The sequence below is a fragment of the Variovorax sp. 770b2 genome, assembly GCF_900115685.1.
Classification (GTDB): Bacteria; Pseudomonadota; Gammaproteobacteria; order Burkholderiales; family Burkholderiaceae_C; genus Variovorax.
Map to the genome: position 1 here is coordinate 302,816 of NZ_FOXJ01000001.1, position 16,253 is coordinate 319,068.

The following is a 16,253-nucleotide window of genomic DNA, read 5'->3' on the forward strand; positions in this document are numbered from 1 at the left end:
GCGGACCCTGCGCCTTCCCGCTCGTGCGACGGTTGCCGCCGCCTGCGCCGTGGCCTTCGCCGCGATGCTCGCGGGCTGCAGCGTGACCCCCGAGCCGCTGGCCCGGGACGACCTGCGCCAGCGCGCGGATCGCAACGTGGCCGGGCTCACCGCGGAGCAGGAGCCGGTCGCCGGCCAGATCGGCTTGTACGAGGCCATGGCCCGTTCGCTGAAATACAACCTGGACTACAAGGTCGCGATGATGGAAGAGGCGGTGCGCGGCCAGGAGCTGGACCGCGCGCACCTGGACATGCTGCCGCAGCTGGTGGCCAACGCCGGCTACAGCGCCCGCGACAACGACAGCGGCGCCAGCAGCCGCTCGCTGCTGAGCGGCCGCCAGTCGCTGGAGCCCTCGACCTCGGTCGAGCGCCGGACCACCGCGGCCGACCTGAGCCTGAGCTGGGACGTGCTGGACTTCGGCGTGTCGTATGCGCGCGCCAGGCAGGCCTCGGACCAGCGCCTGATCTCGCTGGAGAGCCGCCGCAAGGTCGCCAACCGGATGGTGGAAGACGTACGCACCGCGTACTGGCGCGCCGTGAGCGCCGAACGCCTGATCGCCAAGCTCACGCAGCTCTCGGGCGAGGTGACGTCGGCGCTCGGCGACTCCGAGGAAATCGCGCGCCGCCGCACCGCGAGCCCGCTGGCCGCGCTGACCTACCAGCGCGACCTGATCGACGTGGAGCGCCAGATCCAATCGCTGCAGCGCGAGCTGGTGATCGCCAAGGCCCAGCTGGCGGCGCTGATGAACCTCGCGCCGGGCACCGAGTTCGAGCTCGCGGTGCCGGTGCGCACCGCGCTGTCGACCGATTTCTGCATGTCCGGCGAGACCATGATCCGCACCGCGCTGGAGAACCGCTCGGAACTGCGCGACATCGCCTACCGCCTGCGCATCAACGACCAGGACGGCACGGTGGCGCTGCTGCGCAACCTGCCGAGCCTGCGCGCCTTCATCGGCGCCAACTACGACTCCAACAGCTTTCTCTACAACAGCAACTGGACCGGCGTGGGCGTGCGCGCCAGCTGGAACCTGCTGAGCGTGTTCCGCTACCCGGCCGACAAGCGCGTGATCCAGGCGCAGACCGAATGGCTGGGCGAGCGCGAGCGCGCGCTCACCATGGCCGTGATGACGCAGGTGCACGTGAGCCGCGCGCAATTCGCCTTCGCGCGCCAGTCGCTGGTGACGGCGAGCCGCTACACGCAGGTGCAGGCGGGCATCAACGACCAGATCCGCTCGGCCTTCAAGGCCAGGCAGGAAAGCCGCCAGCGCGTGATCCGCGAGGAGATGAACGGCCTGCTGGCCGAGGTGCGCTACGACCTGGCCTATGCGGACATGCAGAACGCCTTCGCCAACGTCTACAGCTCGGTGGGACTGGACAGCTTCACGCCCGAGGTCAGCAGCCGCGATTCGGTGAAGGACCTGGCCGGCGGCCTGCAGCGGCTGTGGCAGAGCCGGCAGGACGCCAGCGGCGCCACCGGCGTTGCCGCCTGCGCCGCCAGTTCATGAGCCAGGAGCGCGGCCCGCAACCCGAGCCCGGAGCGGACGGCGTGCCCGTGCGGACGCTTGCCATCGGCGCGGCCTTCGTGGCCGGGCTGGCGGCCATCGCGTGGGGGTACATGGAAGCCGGGCCTGAACGCAAGGCGCCGCCGGCGCCGATCATGGCGGTGCCCGTGACTGCGCCCGCGCCGGCAACCGTGGCCACGGCGCCCGCCGCGGCCGCATCGGCCTCCGCTCCAACTTCAGCGCCCGCGCCGCCGGCCGACATCGCCGCCACGCCGCGCCCCGATGCCACCGCCGTGCGCGGCGTGGTCAAGCCCAGGGACGAAGTGCTGTTCTCCGCCAAGATCGCCGCGCGCATCGCGCAGATGCCCTACCGGGAAGGCGAGCGTTTCCAGAAGGGCGCCGTGCTGGTGGCCTTCGACTGCACGCGCATCCGCGCCGAGGCCAACGCCGCATGGGCCGCCAACCGCGCGAGCAACCAGGTGCTGCGGCAGAGCCAGGAGCTCGACAGGTACAACGCCATCGGCAAGACCGACGTGCAGATCGCCAAGGCCAAGGCCGAGCAGAGCGGCGCCGAAGCCGGCGCGCTCGAGGCGCAGATGCGCGACTGCACCATCGTTGCGCCTTTCTCGGGCATCGTGGTGGAGAACATCTCGCACCTGCACGAGAACGCGGCAGCGGGCAAGGAACTGTCGCGCGTGCTGAACGACAGCGAACTGGAGATGCACCTGATCGCGCCCTCGGCCTGGCTGAGCTGGCTGCAGCCGGGCAGCCCCTTCAGGTTCAGGGTCGACGAGACGGCCGCGAGCTACGAAGGCAAGGTCGCGCGGCTGGGCGCCTCGGTCGATCCGGTGAGCCAGACGGTGCGCGTGGTCGGCGTCTTCTCGGGCAACCGCGACAAGGTGCTGCCCGGCATGAGCGGCAGCGCGGAGTTTGCGCAGAATCCCGCGCTGAAGCCGAAGGAACGGGCAGGGCCATGACGCCGGTGCCCAAGGACGGGCCGCAGGGCGCCCGCGTGGTGGACGCCACGCCGCGCTTTCGCGACGGCATGCTGGTGCTGCTCGAACTCGAGGCGGAAATCCGGCGGCAGCAGACGGAGAAGGAGCTTCTCTTTCACCTGCTCAACGAGACCCGGCGCATCCTGCCGTTGCGCCAGGCCTTCGCGCTGCGGCGGCGCCACGCGGACGCGGGCTTTCACGTGGCGGGCGTTTCCAGCCTCGCCGCGGTGGACCGCAACGTGCCGCTGATTCGCTGGATCGAGCGGATCGTCGCCAGCCTGCCCGAGGAGGCATCGCGCACCGACCAGCCGCTGGCCTTCGGCCGCGCGTCGTATGTGGATGCGGACGACCGCGATGCGGCCAGCTACCCGTTCGGGCATGCGCTGTGGCTGCCGATGCGCCTTCACGAAGGCCAGGCGCTGGGTGGCGCGCTGCTGTTCGCGGGCGAGCCGTGGACCGAGCCGCAGCAGAAGATCGCCGCGCGCCTGGCCGAAACCTATTCGCACGCATGGCGCGCGCTGGCCGGCCCGCAGCGCGCCTGGCAGCGCTGGCGCTTCGACCGCAAGACGCGCTGGCTGGTGGCCGCGGCACTGCTGCTGGCCTGCATCTTCCCGGTGTCGATGAGCGCGCTCGCGCCGATGGAAGTGGCCGCGGCCGATCCTTCGGTGATCGCCGCGCCGCTGACCGGCGTGGTGGCCGAAATTCTCGTGCCGCCCAACTCGCCGGTGAAGGCCGGCCAGCCGATCCTGCGTTTCGAGGACACCCGGCTGCGCAACGAGCTGGAGCTTGCGCAGCGCAAGATGCAGGTGGCGACCGCGCGCTTCGCCAGCACCTCGCAGGCGGCCATCGACAGCGCCGACGCCAACCGCGAGGTGGCCATCAACAAGGCCGAGCTGGAGCTGGCCACGGCGCAGTACGACTACGCGCGCGACCTCATGGCCAAGTCGGTGCTGAGCGCGCCGGTCGAGGGCATCGCGGTGTATTCGGACCGCCGCGACTGGCAGGGCCGGCCGGTGGAAACGGGCCAGCAGATCATGAAGATCGCGAACCCCGGGCGCATCGAATTCAGCATCCTCCTGCCGGTGCAGGACAGCCTGCTGATCCAGGACGGTGCCCGCGTGAAGATCTACCTGGACAGCGACCCGCTGCGACCCATCGATGCGCAACTGCTGCGCGCCGGCTACCAGGCCGAAAAGACGGAGAGCAACAACCTGGCCTTCCGCCTGGCCGCCCGCGCCGACGACGGCGCGGCGCTGAAGAACCTGCGCATCGGCACGCGCGGCACCGCGCAGGTATACGGCGGCAAGGTGCCGTTGCTGTTCTACGTGCTGCGCAGGCCGATCACGGTGCTGCGCCAGACCGTGGGCTGGTAGCCGGAAGAAGCGATGAGCATCGAGGAACTCATGCCGGGACCGGTGCCGCAGCCGGCGCCGCCACCGCCGGGCGACCTGCCCGACGATGCGTACCTGCCCGAGCTGCGCGAGGAGTTGCGCTTCGACCGCAGTTCGCCGCTGCTGGACGGCGCGCCCAGCTGGAGCATCTTCGACCCGGTGCGGCACGCCTATTTCCAGATCGGCCAGGCCGAGTTCGCGATGCTGGCCGCATGGCGCGGCGGCACGGTCAAGGAGATGCGGCGGCGCTTCGTGCAGCAGCAGGGCGCCGAGCCCGACCCCCGCGCCATCAAGGCGCTGCTGCAGTTCCTGCTGGCCAACAGCCTCGTGCGCGCGCCGCTGGGCGATGCGGTGAAAAGCCTGCACGCGCAGGCCGAGGCGCGGGAGCAGTCGTGGTGGCAATGGCTGTTGCACCACTACCTGTTCATCCGCGTGCCGCTGGTGAAGCCCGACCGATTCCTGAAGCGCACGGTGCGCTGGGTGGCGCCGCTGTTCACGCGCACCTTCGTGTTCTGCATCGTGCTCACGGGCTTGCTGGGCCTGTACTTCGCGTCGCGGCAGTGGGACGAGTTCCTGCACACCTTCCCGTACTTTTTCTCGCTGAAAGGGCTGGCGGTGTACGGGCTGAGCCTGGCCTTCACCAAGACGCTGCACGAGCTGGGCCATGCCTACGCCGCCACGCGCTGCGGCTGCCGGGTGCCGACCATGGGCGTGTCGTTCCTGGTGATGGTGCCGGTGCTCTACACCGATACCACCGACACCTGGAAGCTGCGCTCGCGCAAGGACCGTCTGCTGGTCGACGGCGCGGGCGTGATCACCGAGCTGTGCCTGGCGAGCATCGCGACGCTGCTGTGGGCCTTCCTGCCCGACGGGCCGGTGAGGAGCGCGGCCTTCGTGATCGCCACCACCGGCTGGATCGGCACGCTGGCGATCAACCTGAGCCCGTTCATGCGCTTCGACGGCTACTACTTCATGTCGGACATGCTGGGGGTGCCCAACCTCGGCAGCCGCTCGCAGGCCTTTGGCCAATGGAAGATGCGCGAGTGGCTGTTCGGCATGGGTGCGCCCATGCCCGAACCGGCGACGGCGCGCATCGCGCGGATGTTCGCCTTCTTCGCCTGGGCGACCTGGCTCTACCGGCTCTTTCTGTTCCTGGGCATCGCCCTGGTCGTCTATCACTTCTTCTTCAAGGCGGCGGGCATCCTGCTGTTCGCCGTGGAGATCGGCTGGTTCATCGCCATGCCCGTCTGGCGCGAAATCAAACATTGGTGGGCGCTGCGCGGCGCGATCGCGCGCAAGCCCCGCAGCGTGCTGACGTTCTCGTTGCTGGCGATCGCGCTCGTCGCGGTGTTCCTGCCGCTGGACCTGAGCGTGAAGGTGCCGGCCGTGCTGGGCGCCACGCGCGAGGGGCCGATCTTCGCGCCCGAGGCCTCGCAGATTGCGGAGCTGCATGTGCGGCCGGGCGCGCAGGTGCGCGAGGGGCAGGTGCTCTTCACGCTGCGTTCGCCCATGCTCGAACAGGAGCAGCGCGAGGCGCGCATCCGCCTGGCGCTGCTGCAGGCGCGGCTCGCGCGCTCGGTGGCCGATCGCATCGACCGCGCGCAGACGCAGGAGCTCTTGCGCGGCGTGGTCGCCGAGCAGGAAAACCTCGGCGGGCTGGCCAGGCGCCGCGCGCTGCTGCAGGTGAAGGCGCCGTTCGCGGGCATCGCGGTGGACCTGGATGCCGAGCTGCATGCCTCGCGCTGGATCACCGGCAAGCAACTGCTGGCGCGCATCGTCGACGAGCGGGGCGCGCAAGACTTGCGCGGCTATGTCGAGGGCCAGCATGCCTGGCGACTGCGCGAGGGTGCCCAAGGCCGCTTCGTGCCCGACGATCCGCGGCAGGCCAGCTTCCAGGTGGCGCTGGTGGACGTGTCGGCCGTGGCCGCGGAAGACATCGACTCGGCTTACCTGCAGTCGGTGAATGGCGGGCCGATTGCCGTGAACGTGACCGACAAGGGCAAGGCCGTGCCCAACCTGAGCCAGTACCCGCTGCTGATGCGCCCTGTGCGTGCCGAGGGCGATCGCGGCGACACCGCGCGCATCCAGCAGATCGTGCGCGGCGTGGTGACCATGGATGCGCGCGGCGAAAGCCTGTTCGCCAAGGTGGCGCGTCAGGTGCTGCGCGTGCTGGCCAGGGAAAGCGGGCTCTGATCCCGCAAGGCGGGCGCCGGGCGCGCGCGGCGCGTCAGCCCGAACAGCGGCCGCAGCCACCGCACGCGGCGCACCAGCCCGTCGGTCAGCAGCCAGCACCCGCCGATGGTGGCCGCGAGGATCAGCGCGGGCTCCAGCACCGGGCCCAGCGCCAGCGGCGCGAGCCAGACGACGGCCACGATGATCAGCGTCTGGTGCAGCACGTACCACGGGTACACCGATTCGTTGGCCCAGCGCAGCCACGGCCACGGGTGGTTCAGGTGGCGGTGGCCATGGCCGAGGATCGTCGCGATGGCCAGCCACATGTAGAGCGTGCGCAGCAGGTCCACGAGCAGGTCCGGGGCCGATCCCCGCGCGCCGACCCGCAGCGCGATGAAGGCGGCGATCGCCACGACCGCCAGCACCAGCGACACCCGCCGCATGCGCTCCAGCTCCTTCCAGATGCCCGTGTCCACGCCCATCCAGTAGCCGTAGAGGAACACGGTGAGGTAGATGGCGTGCAGGTAGAAGTCGCGCACCAGGTTGTGCGTGGGCGGAAAGTGCGGGGCCAGCAGCACCGTCCACGCCAGCAGCGGCAGCACCGGCAGCAGCAGCAACTTCCAGCCGCGCAGCGCGTTGAAGCGGCGGCGCACCCACTGGCCGGCCGGCGATTGCCACAGCGGCAGCGTCAGCGCGACCAGCGCGGTGTAGGCAAAGAGATAGGGCAGGTACCAGAGGTGGTTCCAGGTCATGCCGAACTCCGCACCGTCGAACGCGCGCCGGGGCCATGGCCCGGCCATCGACAGGTAGCGCAGCAAGAAGGCGCCGAATCCCGGTGCGATCAGCCCGTTGGCCACGCCCTGCGCGTAGGCCTGGTAGGGCACGATCACCATCATCCCGAACACCAGCGGCAGCATCAGCCGGGCGCCGCGGCTGCGCAGCAGTGCCGCGGTGCCCTGGTGGCGGGCGAGGAAGCCGAGCGACACGCCCGAGATCAGGAATACCAGGTCCATGCGCCAGAGGTTCAGCACCCGCATCGGCCACTGCAGCCATTCGGCCGCGTGCGGGCTTTTCAGGTGCCAGGGCCAGTCGGCCACGTAGTACATGGCCACGTGATAGAGGATCACGAACAGGAAGGCGAGGGCGCGCAGCGCGTCGATGTCGTGGCGCCGGCCGGCGTCGGGCAGGGGAGTCGGGAGGTTCATTTCGGGGTCCTCGAAGCAGAAAGAGCGGCCATCGTGTGGCCCGGCGCCGCCCGGCGGGGCGGCCGCGGGACGGATGGCCCGGGCTTTGTGACGAGCGGTGGCCCCGTGGGACGAAATTCACCGCCAGGGCCGCGCGGATGGCGAGAATCCCGGGCATGAAAGCGTCCCACCGGAACCTGTACGAGCGCTACGAGCCGATCCGCCGCTACGTGGAGGCAGGTTTCTGGATCGTGCTGATGGCGCTGCAGGGCGTGTTCAGCACCATGGTGGCGGTGGTCGACGCCCGCAATCGCGCCGTGCCGCGCGCGACCTGGGAAATCGTCACCTGGGAGGGATCGAGCCACCTGGTGCTGCTGATGCTGATCCCGGTGTTCGTGGCCGTCGAGCGCCGGCTGGCGCCGCTGATGATGCCCGGCCGCTGGGTGCGATTCGTGGCCGGGCACGTGGTGGCCAGCGTGGCCATCAGCGTGGCGCACGTGGCGGGCATGTTCGCGGTGCGCTCGCTGGTCTATGCCCTGGCCGGCGGCCGCTACGACTTCGGCGGCTGGAGCGCCCAGTGGGGCTACGAGTACCTGAAGGACGTGCGGGTGTACGTCTCGATCGTCTTCGGCATCTGGGCGTACCGGCTCTTCATGCTGCGGCTGCAGGGCGAGGCGCGGGTGCTCGATGCGCCGGAGGCGGGCGTGTCCGACGCGCCGGAGCCCGCGCCGCCGCCGCCCGTTCCCCCGGCGCTGCCGACCGATGCGCCCACCGAGCCGGAGAGCCCGCCGCCCCCGACCCTTCCGGCGCGGCCCGAACGCTTTCTGGTGCGCAAGCTGCGCCGCGAATTCCTGATCGCCGCCACCGACATCGACTGGCTCCAGGCCGAGGGCAATTACGTCGGCCTGCACGTCAACGGCCACGACTACCTGCTGCGCGCCACGCTCACCGATTTCCTCGCCCAGCTGGACCCCGCCCGGTTTGTGCGCGTGCACCGAAGCCATGCGGTGAACCTGGCGCGCATCAAGGAAATCGAGCCGCTGGACGGCGGCGACGCCCGGCTGCACATGCATGACGGCACCTCGGTGCCCTGCAGCCGGCGGTATCGCGACGCGCTGCGCGCCGGCGCGGTGGGCTGAGCGGGTCTAAAGCAGCCTGTTCCGGTGCGTGGACGCGCCGTTATGGCTCGTTTCGCACCATCGAAGAGCTTTTAGGCACCATTTTTGCTTCCTTGCACCATCGCTCCGGGCAATCTGGATGCGATGCACCAATTCAAACCAAAAATTGCAAGAAGCTCCCATGGACGCACTCAAACAGGGCGCAGATGCGCTGTTCATTCTTCTCGGCGCCATCATGGTGTTGGCCATGCATGCCGGTTTCGCCTTTCTCGAACTGGGCACCGTGCGCAAGAAGAACCAGGTCAATGCGCTGGTGAAGATCCTGGTCGACTTCTCGGTCTCGACCATCGTGTACTTCCTCGTGGGCTACGGCGTGGCCTACGGCACCCACTTCTTCGTGGGCGCGACCGAGCTGGCGGCCAGGAGCGGCTACGAGCTGGTGAAGTTCTTCTTCCTGCTGACTTTTGCCGCGGCCATTCCGGCCATCATTTCGGGCGGCATCGCCGAGCGCGCCAAGTTCTGGCCGCAGCTCATCGCCACCGCGGTGATCGTGGGCGTGGTGTATCCGCTGTTCGAGGGCATCGCGTGGAACAAGCACTTCGGCATCCAGGGCTGGATCGCCTCGGTCACCGGCCACGAGTTCCATGATTTCGCGGGCTCGGTGGTGGTGCACGCGGTGGGCGGCTGGCTGGCGCTGCCGGCGGTCATCCTGCTGGGCGCGCGCCGCAACCGCTACCGCGGCGACGGCTCGCTGAGCGCGCATCCGCCGTCGAACATCCCATTCCTCGCGCTCGGCGCGTGGGTGCTGTGCGTGGGCTGGTTCGGCTTCAACGTGATGAGTGCGCAGAGCATCGACAAGATCTCGGGCCTGGTGGCCGTCAACTCGCTGATGGCAATGGTGGGCGGCACGCTCGTGGCGCTGGCCATGGGCAAGAACGACCCGGGCTTCGTCTACAACGGCCCGCTCGCGGGCCTGGTGGCCGTGTGCGCCGGCTCCGACCTGATGCACCCGCTGGGCGCGCTGGTGGTGGGCGGCGTGGCGGGCGCGATCTTCGTCTTCATGTTCACGCTCACGCAGAACAAATGGAAGATCGACGACGTGCTGGGCGTCTGGCCGCTGCACGGCCTGTGCGGCACCTGGGGCGGCATCGCGGCCGGCATCTTCGGCACGCAGGCGCTGGGCGGCATCGGCGGGGTGAACGTGTGGGCGCAGCTCATGGGCACGTTGATGGGCGTGGTGTGGGCGGCGCTGGCGGGCGCGGCGGTGTACGGCGTGCTCAAGGCCACGATGGGCTTGCGCCTCACGCAGGAAGAGGAATACGACGGTGCCGACCTGTCGATCCACCACATCTCGGCCACGCCGGAGCGCGAAGTGAACTGGTGACCGCGCCAAAAGAGAGAGGGAGGGCGCGCGGGGTTTGGGCTATTCTTCGCCCCCTCTAACGACACGCCGGAGAAGGAACCCCGATGACCCACCCCACCCACTGGCTGCGCCGCGGCATCGCCGCACTGGCAAGCAGCGTGCTGATGCTTTCGTTCGCGGCGCACGCCGGCGCGCCCCAGATCAAGACCCAAGCGCCGGGCTTCTACCGCATGATGCTCGGCGACTTCGAGGTCACGGCCCTGTTCGACGGCACCCTCGACCTGGAGGTGAAGAAGCTGCTCACCAACACCACGCAGGCGCAGGTCGGCAAGCTCCTGGACCGGTCCTTCAAGAAGGACCTGGTGCCCACCTCGGTGAACAGCTACCTCGTGAACACCGGCAGCAAGCTGGTGCTGATCGACACCGGCGCCGGTTCGCTCTTCGGCCCCACGCTGGGCAACCTGCGCAACAACCTGCTGGCCTCCGGCTACAAGCCCGAGCAGATCGACGACGTGTTCATCACCCACATGCACGGCGACCACGTGGGCGGCCTCATCGTCGACGGCAAGCTGGCCTTTCCGAACGCCACGATCCACGCCGGCCAGGAAGACGCCGACTTCTGGCTCAGCAAGGCCAACCTGGAGAAGGCCTCGCCCGAGATGAAGGGCTTCTTCCAGGGTGCGCAGGCGTCGCTGAACCCCTACGTCGAGGCCGGCAAGTTCGCGCCCCTGAAGGAGGGCGCCGACCTCGTGCCCGGCATCAAGGCCGTGGCCGCCCATGGCCACACGCCGGGCCACAACACCTACGTGCTCGAGTCCAAGGGCCAGAAGCTCGTGCTGTGGGGCGACCTGATGCACGTGGCCGCGGTGCAGTTCGTGCAGCCGCAGGTGACTATCTCGTTCGACACCGATTCAAAGACCGCCGCGGTGGAGCGCAAGAAGGCGTATGCCGATGCCGCCAAGGGGCGCTACCTGGTGGGCAGCGCGCATCTTCCGTTCCCGGGGCTGGGGCGCATCCGGGCCGAAGGGTCGGGGTATGTGTGGGTGCCTGTGGATTACCAGCAGGTGCGCTGAGCCTCCCTGCGAGTTCGATTCGGTCGAATCGAACTCGAAAAACCCGGTCATGGCGCCCGGAGCGCGGATTTGTCGGCTGTAGCAAACTCGCCCGACCGAATCGCTCCAACGCCCACAGCCCCATGACCCAATCCCCACCCGCCCTCGAAGTCCTCCCCCGCGACCTCTCCGCCTACCGCCAAGGCAATGTCGGCATCGACTACGTGCACCGCTTCGAGTCCGGCAAGCCCGGCCCGCACGTGCTGATCAATGCGCTCACGCACGGCAACGAAATCTGCGGCATGACCGCCGCCACCCACCTGCTGGACAACGGCGTGCGCCCCAAGATCGGCACGCTCACCGTGAGCTTCGCCAACATCGACGCCTACGAGTCGTTCAAGGAAGAGTCCCCCTACGACAGCCGCCAGATCGTGCACAACCTGAACCGCATCTGGTCGCCCGAGTGGCTGGACGGCGCCGAGGACAGCCCCGAGCTGCGCCGCGCGCGCATCCTGCGGCCGGTGGTGGACGCTGCCGACCACATCCTGGACATCCATTCGACCAGCCAACCCGTCGTGCCGTTCTGGGTCTACCCGGCGTTCGAGCGCAATGCCGAAGTGGCGCTGGCCATCGGCCGCCCGTCGGTGCACCTGGTGATGCCCGACGGCCTGGGCTCGGGCACGCCGCTGATCCAGTACGGCAGCCATGGCGGGCCGGACGGCAAGGGCGTGGCGATGGTGGTCGAATGCGGCCAGCATTTCCTGCGCTCGGCGTCGGTGCTGGCGACCGCGGTCACCTACGACTTCCTTGCGTACTTCGGTCTTGTCGACAAGGACCCGGCCACGCCTGCACCCGCGCCGCAGCGCCGCTTTCAGCTGCTGCAGACGCACGTCATCAAGTCGGAAGACTTTGCGTTCGTGCGGCCGCTGATCGGCTTCGAGACCTTTGCCAAGGGCGAGCTGATCGCGACCAACGGCCCGGACGAGATCCGCGCGCCATGCGACGACTGCACGATCTTCATGCCCGCGCAGCGCGTGATCGTGGGGCGCGAGGCGCTGTATCTGACCAAGCCGATCTGATGCGGTGGATGGCCTGCCGATGAGCGCCGCGCCAGCTCTCAGCCGCTGGCGCGTGGCGGGCCTGTTGTTCGTCTTCCTGTGGTTCGCCATCGGCGGCGTCGCGCACTTCGTGGCGACCGAGGCGGAGATGCGCATCGTGCCGCCGTACATCCCCTGGCCGCGCGCGGCCGTGCTGGTGAGTGGCGTGTTCGAACTGCTGGGTGCGGCCGGGCTGCTGTGGCGGCCGACGCGGCGCGCTGCGGGGATCGGCCTGTTCCTTCTGACGCTGGCCGTGACGCCCGCGCATTTCTACATGCTGCAGCGGCCGGAGCTGTTTGCGAGCGTGCCGTATTGGGCGCTGGTGGTGCGGCTGCCGGTTCAGGTGGTGCTGCTGGCGCTGATTGCGTGGAGCACTGCCGCCTGGCCAAAGAAAACAGTCAGCAGATGAGCAGGTGCGTCGGCTTGGCCGTGGTGCTGTAGTCGGCGTGCCAGTAGTGCGGGTCGTCGCAAAGGCTGAAGACGGCTTCTGCGCCCGCGTGGCGATTGCTGAAGCGGTCGCGCAGGGTGACGTGCACCGAGCCCGCGTCGGGCCAGTCGATGCCGACATCGACGACGCGGTTGCCCGAGGCGACTTCGGCAGCGACGATTCTTTGCAGGGCGGGGTGCAGGCGGCTGTTGAGGATGTCAATGGTTTCGCGGCGGGTGGCGCGGGCGAAGGTTGCGTCGAGGCAGGCTTCGGTGAACAGCAGTTGATCCGTCATGGCGTGCCTCGCGATCAGACCGTTGCAGATGCCTTGGACTTCGGAATCGTCCTGCCTCGGCACTTCGGATAGTTGGCGCAACCCCAGAAGCTGCCTTCATTTTTGGATGAGTTTCTTTCGACCATCTTCGTGCCGCAACTCGCGCAGGTGGGCCGCCAGTACTCGCCTTCGTAAGCCACCGCGAGCAATGCGGCCTGTTGCTCGGGCGTGCGTTGGCCGATCAGCTTGAGCAGGGCGGTGCCGTCCTGCGCGTGGATGCCATTTGCCTTGGCGAACGCTGCGGCGTCTGCGGAGAAGGTCGAGCTCGTCACGTAGGTGCCGCTCTTCAGCTGATGCGAAGCCATCACGCCAAAGAACTCGCGCATCTCCTTCACGCCCACGACCTTGCTTTGCCAGTGCTTGCATTGAACGATGCGTGGCACGTCGCTGTGCTTGGAGTGAAGCCAGATGTCGATGCCGCCGTCTGCACCGTGCGACTGGCTGCGCGTGGTGAAACCCGCCTGTGCATAGAGCGCTTCGCACAATGCCTCGAAGCGGCGCCATTCGATGGCTGCGAGTACCGCGGGGCTCCATTGCTGCTCGTGCTGCGGCGCGGATTCTGGAGAAGGGCGCTTCGGTTCGGATGACGTTGAAGCAACGGCGGGTTCCCGCCGCTGGACAGAAGGCGGCGGCGTGGGTTGGGCGACCTTGGCGACGGGCGACTGCTGCGCAACGCGCTCCGTGTCCGGGATCGCTGCCTTGCGGGCGAGAAGGTAATGCAGCCCCAGCAACACCACGCCAACCGTCAGCGCCCCCCATCCAGCCGGTCGAAGCGCCGGGCCGAGTGTGCCGGCGATGGAGCCCTGCATGAAGCGCGGGCCCACAAGCAGCAGGACGCCGACGACGATGACCGTCCACCCCTTGCCTGCCAGTTCATTCCTTGCGCGCTCACGGCGCCGCCCGGCTCTTGTCTGTTTGGCCATCGCACCCACCCGCCCTTGTTTGAGTAGCGCGAGTTTAGGAGGCGAGGGGAATTCGGAACTCAGGGTGATTACTCAAGCCGCGATGAACAGCGCGGGGTCCACCATCGCGCGGTTCAGCATCACCGACCAATGCAGATGTGGCCCCGTCACACGACCAGTCGCACCGACCGCAGCCAACTGCTCACCGGTCTTCAGCGCATCGCCGACCTTCACATCCACCCGGCTCAGATGGCAATACATCGTCAGCAGCCCACCCCCATGGTCGAGCCACACCGTCCCGCCATTGAAGAAATAGTCCCCCGTATCGATCACGCGCCCCGGCAGCGGCGCCAGCACCGCCGTGCCCGTGCCGGCCGCGATGTCCATCCCGCTGTGCGGATTGCGCGACTGCCCGTTGAACACGCGGCGCAGGCCGAACGAGCTGGAGCGGCGGCCCGGCACCGGCACGCGCATCTGCAGCGACGCATCGGGCCGCAGGTCGGTGAGCGTGGCCATCACGCCGGTGAGGTGGTCGCGTTCGCGCACGTAGCGCGCTTCGTCCTCGGGCGACAGATCGACCGTGCGCGGCGCGACGGTCAGGCGCTGCTCGCGGTATTGCTTGTCGGCCACCGTGTAGGCGACCTGCCTTTCGCTGCCGTTCTCGGCGCGCACCGTGATGCTCGCGTCCCCGGGCGTGGCCGCGAGCGGGATGCCGACCAGCGCCGTCCACTCGATGGCGTCGCCCAGCACGAGCAAGGGCACGTCGCCTGCAAAGGCGGCCGGGCGCTTGGCGCTCGGGCCGAGCGACAGGCGCGCCACGCCGCCCGGCACATGGGATGCGTGCGGCCAGACGTCCGAGTGCGGTTGCTTCGACTTCGCGGGGGCAGCAGCGACGGCGTGCGTCGCGGGCAGCGCGAGCAGGCCCAGCGTGCCGAGCAATGCGCTGCGGCGATTCAGTGCGAGCGTGAGGATGTCGGGCGAGGTGGTTCGGATGTTGTCGTGCATGAAGAGATCGAATGAAACAGGTTCTGTGAAGTCGCGCGGCCGCGTCACTCGCGCCACGTGCCGGGCGCCAATCCATCGAGCGTGTGCGGCCCGATGGCGGCGCGGATCAGGCGAAGCGTGGGCAGCCCGACAGCGGCGGTCATGCGCCGCACCTGGCGGTTGCGGCCTTCGCTGATCGCCAGTTCCAGCCATGCGGTCGGAATGCTCTTGCGCTCGCGAATCGGCGGTTGTCGCTCCCACACCTCGGGCGGCGGATCGAGCAGGCGGGCGCGGGCAGGGCGCGTGAGGCCGTCGTTGAGTTGCACGCCCTGGCGCAACGCGGCGAGCGCCTCTTTGGTCGGCACGCCTTCCACCTGCACCCAATAGGTCTTCTCCATCTTGAAGCGCGGATCGGCGATGCGCGCCTGGAGCTGGCCGTCGTTGGTCAGGAGCAGCAGGCCTTCGCTGTCGGCATCGAGGCGGCCTGCGACGTAGACGTCGGGGATGTCGATGAAGTCCTTCAATCCGCGCCAGCGGCCCTCGGGGGTGAACTGGCTCAAGACGCCGTAGGGCTTGTTGAAGCGGATGAGGCGGGACGAGGATGGCAAGCTCATGGGCGTCGGGCGTCGTGTGGCGAATTGGCCAACTGCGGCAGATAGTCTTGCACCAGCTGCTGCACGGTGTCCGCTTGCAAACTGTCGCGCCCGGCCTTGAGCGGATCCCGATCGGGCCGCTGGGCCAGCCAGCGCTTGAAGCGCACGAAGGCGAGCGGATGCACGGTGTTCATGCGCGCCATGTGCCCGGTGGTGCCAACCACGACGGCCGAGAAGCGGGGCGCACTCACCAACTGTTCCGCGTTGAGGGCCTGTACAACCCAGAAATCGTCCTCGGCTTCGCTCAATTGGGCGGGGTGGGGGTCTTGCTCCTGCGCTTCACGCCGCAGGATGTCCACCTCGAAGCCTTTGCTGTTGACTGCTGTATAGCGCTGGTCGTTGATCAGGGAGAAGGTTTTGTCGACCTTGCGCAGCAGCGCCAACATGGAGGAATCGAGCCGCTTGAGCTGGGTCGCCAAACGGAAGCGCTTGCGGGTGTCCCAGAGCAGATCCACGTCGCGTGTAGCCACGGCGGCGCTTTGCAGACGTACACCCGCCGCTGCTTCGTAGCCATACAGCGCATGCGTACCCACCACAGTGAAATGCTCCGCGATGTCCGCGCGCTTGAGCATGTCGAGGATGTCGATGACGATGGTTGGAACGCGTCCAACGAACAACGCCCGGTTCATGCGTTGATGACGAGTCAGTGCCTCGTCAAGGTCTTTGACTCTGCCCTCGGCTTCTTCTTTTCTGCGAACGAAACTGGCATGGATGGCTTCGGTTTCGGCGTTGCGAACACCCAGGCTTTTTTGTGCGTTGCGGGTGCTGGTGCGGATCAGGTAGTCCAGACCATTCACACTCTTCCAGTACATGCCGCCTCGAACGCCAGCGGCCTGTGTTTCGGCTGCCTCGAGTGCTTCGAAAGTGGCACGGGCATCAATGTATTGACGACGAGCATCGTCGCCGATGTCCTGAAAATCCATGAGTTTTCCGTGTGATGGATGTAAATCCAAATCTATACGGAAAATCGTTATAAATCAATGGTTTAGATCGTTAAAATTCCAGAAAACACAGCTGATTACGCCAGAAAGCACGCAACGG

The 16,253-nt window shown here is 68.1% G+C and carries 15 protein-coding genes; 9 read left to right on the forward strand and 6 right to left on the reverse strand.

Annotated elements, in window-relative coordinates; all coding sequences use genetic code 11:
• The first annotated feature begins 49 nt into the window (after positions 1-49).
• From BM133_RS01270 to BM133_RS01285, 4 genes are read left to right on the forward strand one after another with little or no spacing between them, the layout of a single operon-like run.
• Positions 50-1,543, forward strand: coding sequence for a TolC family protein (locus BM133_RS01270; protein WP_256219029.1), 1,494 nt, complete (start codon positions 50-52; stop codon positions 1,541-1,543).
• On the forward strand, positions 1,540-2,517 hold the full coding sequence (locus tag BM133_RS01275) for an efflux RND transporter periplasmic adaptor subunit (protein ID WP_093431093.1): 978 nt from the start codon (positions 1,540-1,542) through the stop codon (positions 2,515-2,517). Before BM133_RS01270 ends, BM133_RS01275 begins: the two co-directional genes overlap by 4 nt.
• Positions 2,514-3,908: an efflux RND transporter periplasmic adaptor subunit gene (locus tag BM133_RS01280; RefSeq protein WP_093431094.1), complete on the forward strand. Its 1,395-nt coding sequence runs from the start codon at positions 2,514-2,516 to the stop codon at positions 3,906-3,908. Before BM133_RS01275 ends, BM133_RS01280 begins: the two co-directional genes overlap by 4 nt.
• 12 nt (positions 3,909-3,920) lie before the next feature.
• Entirely contained in the window at positions 3,921-6,119 is a 2,199-nt protein-coding gene (locus tag BM133_RS01285; RefSeq protein WP_093431096.1) for a site-2 protease family protein, read from the forward strand.
• Here BM133_RS01285 and BM133_RS01290 read toward each other — a convergent pair.
• On the reverse strand, positions 6,080-7,303 hold the full coding sequence (locus tag BM133_RS01290) for an acyltransferase family protein (RefSeq protein WP_093431097.1): 1,224 nt from the start codon (positions 7,301-7,303) through the stop codon (positions 6,080-6,082). The two genes, BM133_RS01285 and BM133_RS01290, sit on opposite strands and share 40 nt — an antisense overlap.
• Positions 7,304-7,458: 155 nt before the next feature.
• Between BM133_RS01290 and BM133_RS01295 the strand changes: the two genes are divergently transcribed.
• From BM133_RS01295 to BM133_RS01315, 5 genes are all read left to right on the forward strand, one after another.
• Positions 7,459-8,421, forward strand: a complete 963-nt coding sequence (locus BM133_RS01295) for a LytTR family DNA-binding domain-containing protein (RefSeq protein WP_093431099.1) — start codon at positions 7,459-7,461, stop codon at positions 8,419-8,421.
• A 160-nt stretch (positions 8,422-8,581) separates the two neighbouring features.
• Positions 8,582-9,784, forward strand: a complete 1,203-nt coding sequence (locus BM133_RS01300) for an ammonium transporter (protein ID WP_093431100.1) — start codon at positions 8,582-8,584, stop codon at positions 9,782-9,784.
• A gap of 83 nt (positions 9,785-9,867) precedes the next feature.
• Positions 9,868-10,836 (forward strand): MBL fold metallo-hydrolase, encoded by a 969-nt coding sequence (locus BM133_RS01305; protein ID WP_093431102.1) that lies wholly within the window; start codon positions 9,868-9,870, stop codon positions 10,834-10,836.
• Between the two features lie 122 nt (positions 10,837-10,958).
• Positions 10,959-11,894 carry a M14 family metallopeptidase gene (locus BM133_RS01310; RefSeq protein ID WP_093431103.1) on the forward strand — a complete coding sequence of 312 codons (936 nt, stop codon included), beginning with the start codon at positions 10,959-10,961 and terminating at the stop codon, positions 11,892-11,894.
• A gap of 19 nt (positions 11,895-11,913) precedes the next feature.
• Complete coding sequence (locus tag BM133_RS01315; protein ID WP_093434945.1) at positions 11,914-12,321, forward strand: DoxX family protein; 408 nt, start codon at positions 11,914-11,916, stop codon at positions 12,319-12,321.
• Here the strand turns inward: BM133_RS01315 and BM133_RS01320 are convergent.
• From BM133_RS01320 to BM133_RS01340, 5 genes are all read right to left on the reverse strand, one after another.
• On the reverse strand, positions 12,311-12,634 hold the full coding sequence (locus BM133_RS01320) for a hypothetical protein (protein ID WP_093431105.1): 324 nt from the start codon (positions 12,632-12,634) through the stop codon (positions 12,311-12,313). The genes BM133_RS01315 and BM133_RS01320 overlap by 11 nt on opposite strands.
• A gap of 14 nt (positions 12,635-12,648) precedes the next feature.
• Entirely contained in the window at positions 12,649-13,596 is a 948-nt protein-coding gene (locus tag BM133_RS01325) for a restriction endonuclease (RefSeq protein WP_093431106.1), read from the reverse strand.
• 72 nt (positions 13,597-13,668) lie between these two features.
• Positions 13,669-14,580 (reverse strand): M23 family metallopeptidase, encoded by a 912-nt coding sequence (locus BM133_RS01330; RefSeq protein ID WP_093431108.1) that lies wholly within the window; start codon positions 14,578-14,580, stop codon positions 13,669-13,671.
• A gap of 44 nt (positions 14,581-14,624) precedes the next feature.
• Positions 14,625-15,173: a pseudouridine synthase gene (locus BM133_RS01335; protein ID WP_177224682.1), complete on the reverse strand. Its 549-nt coding sequence runs from the start codon at positions 15,171-15,173 to the stop codon at positions 14,625-14,627.
• On the reverse strand, positions 15,170-16,135 hold the full coding sequence (locus BM133_RS01340) for a GSU2403 family nucleotidyltransferase fold protein (protein ID WP_177224683.1): 966 nt from the start codon (positions 16,133-16,135) through the stop codon (positions 15,170-15,172). The genes BM133_RS01335 and BM133_RS01340 overlap by 4 nt, the downstream gene beginning before the upstream one ends.
• Positions 16,136-16,253: the final 118 nt, after the last annotated feature.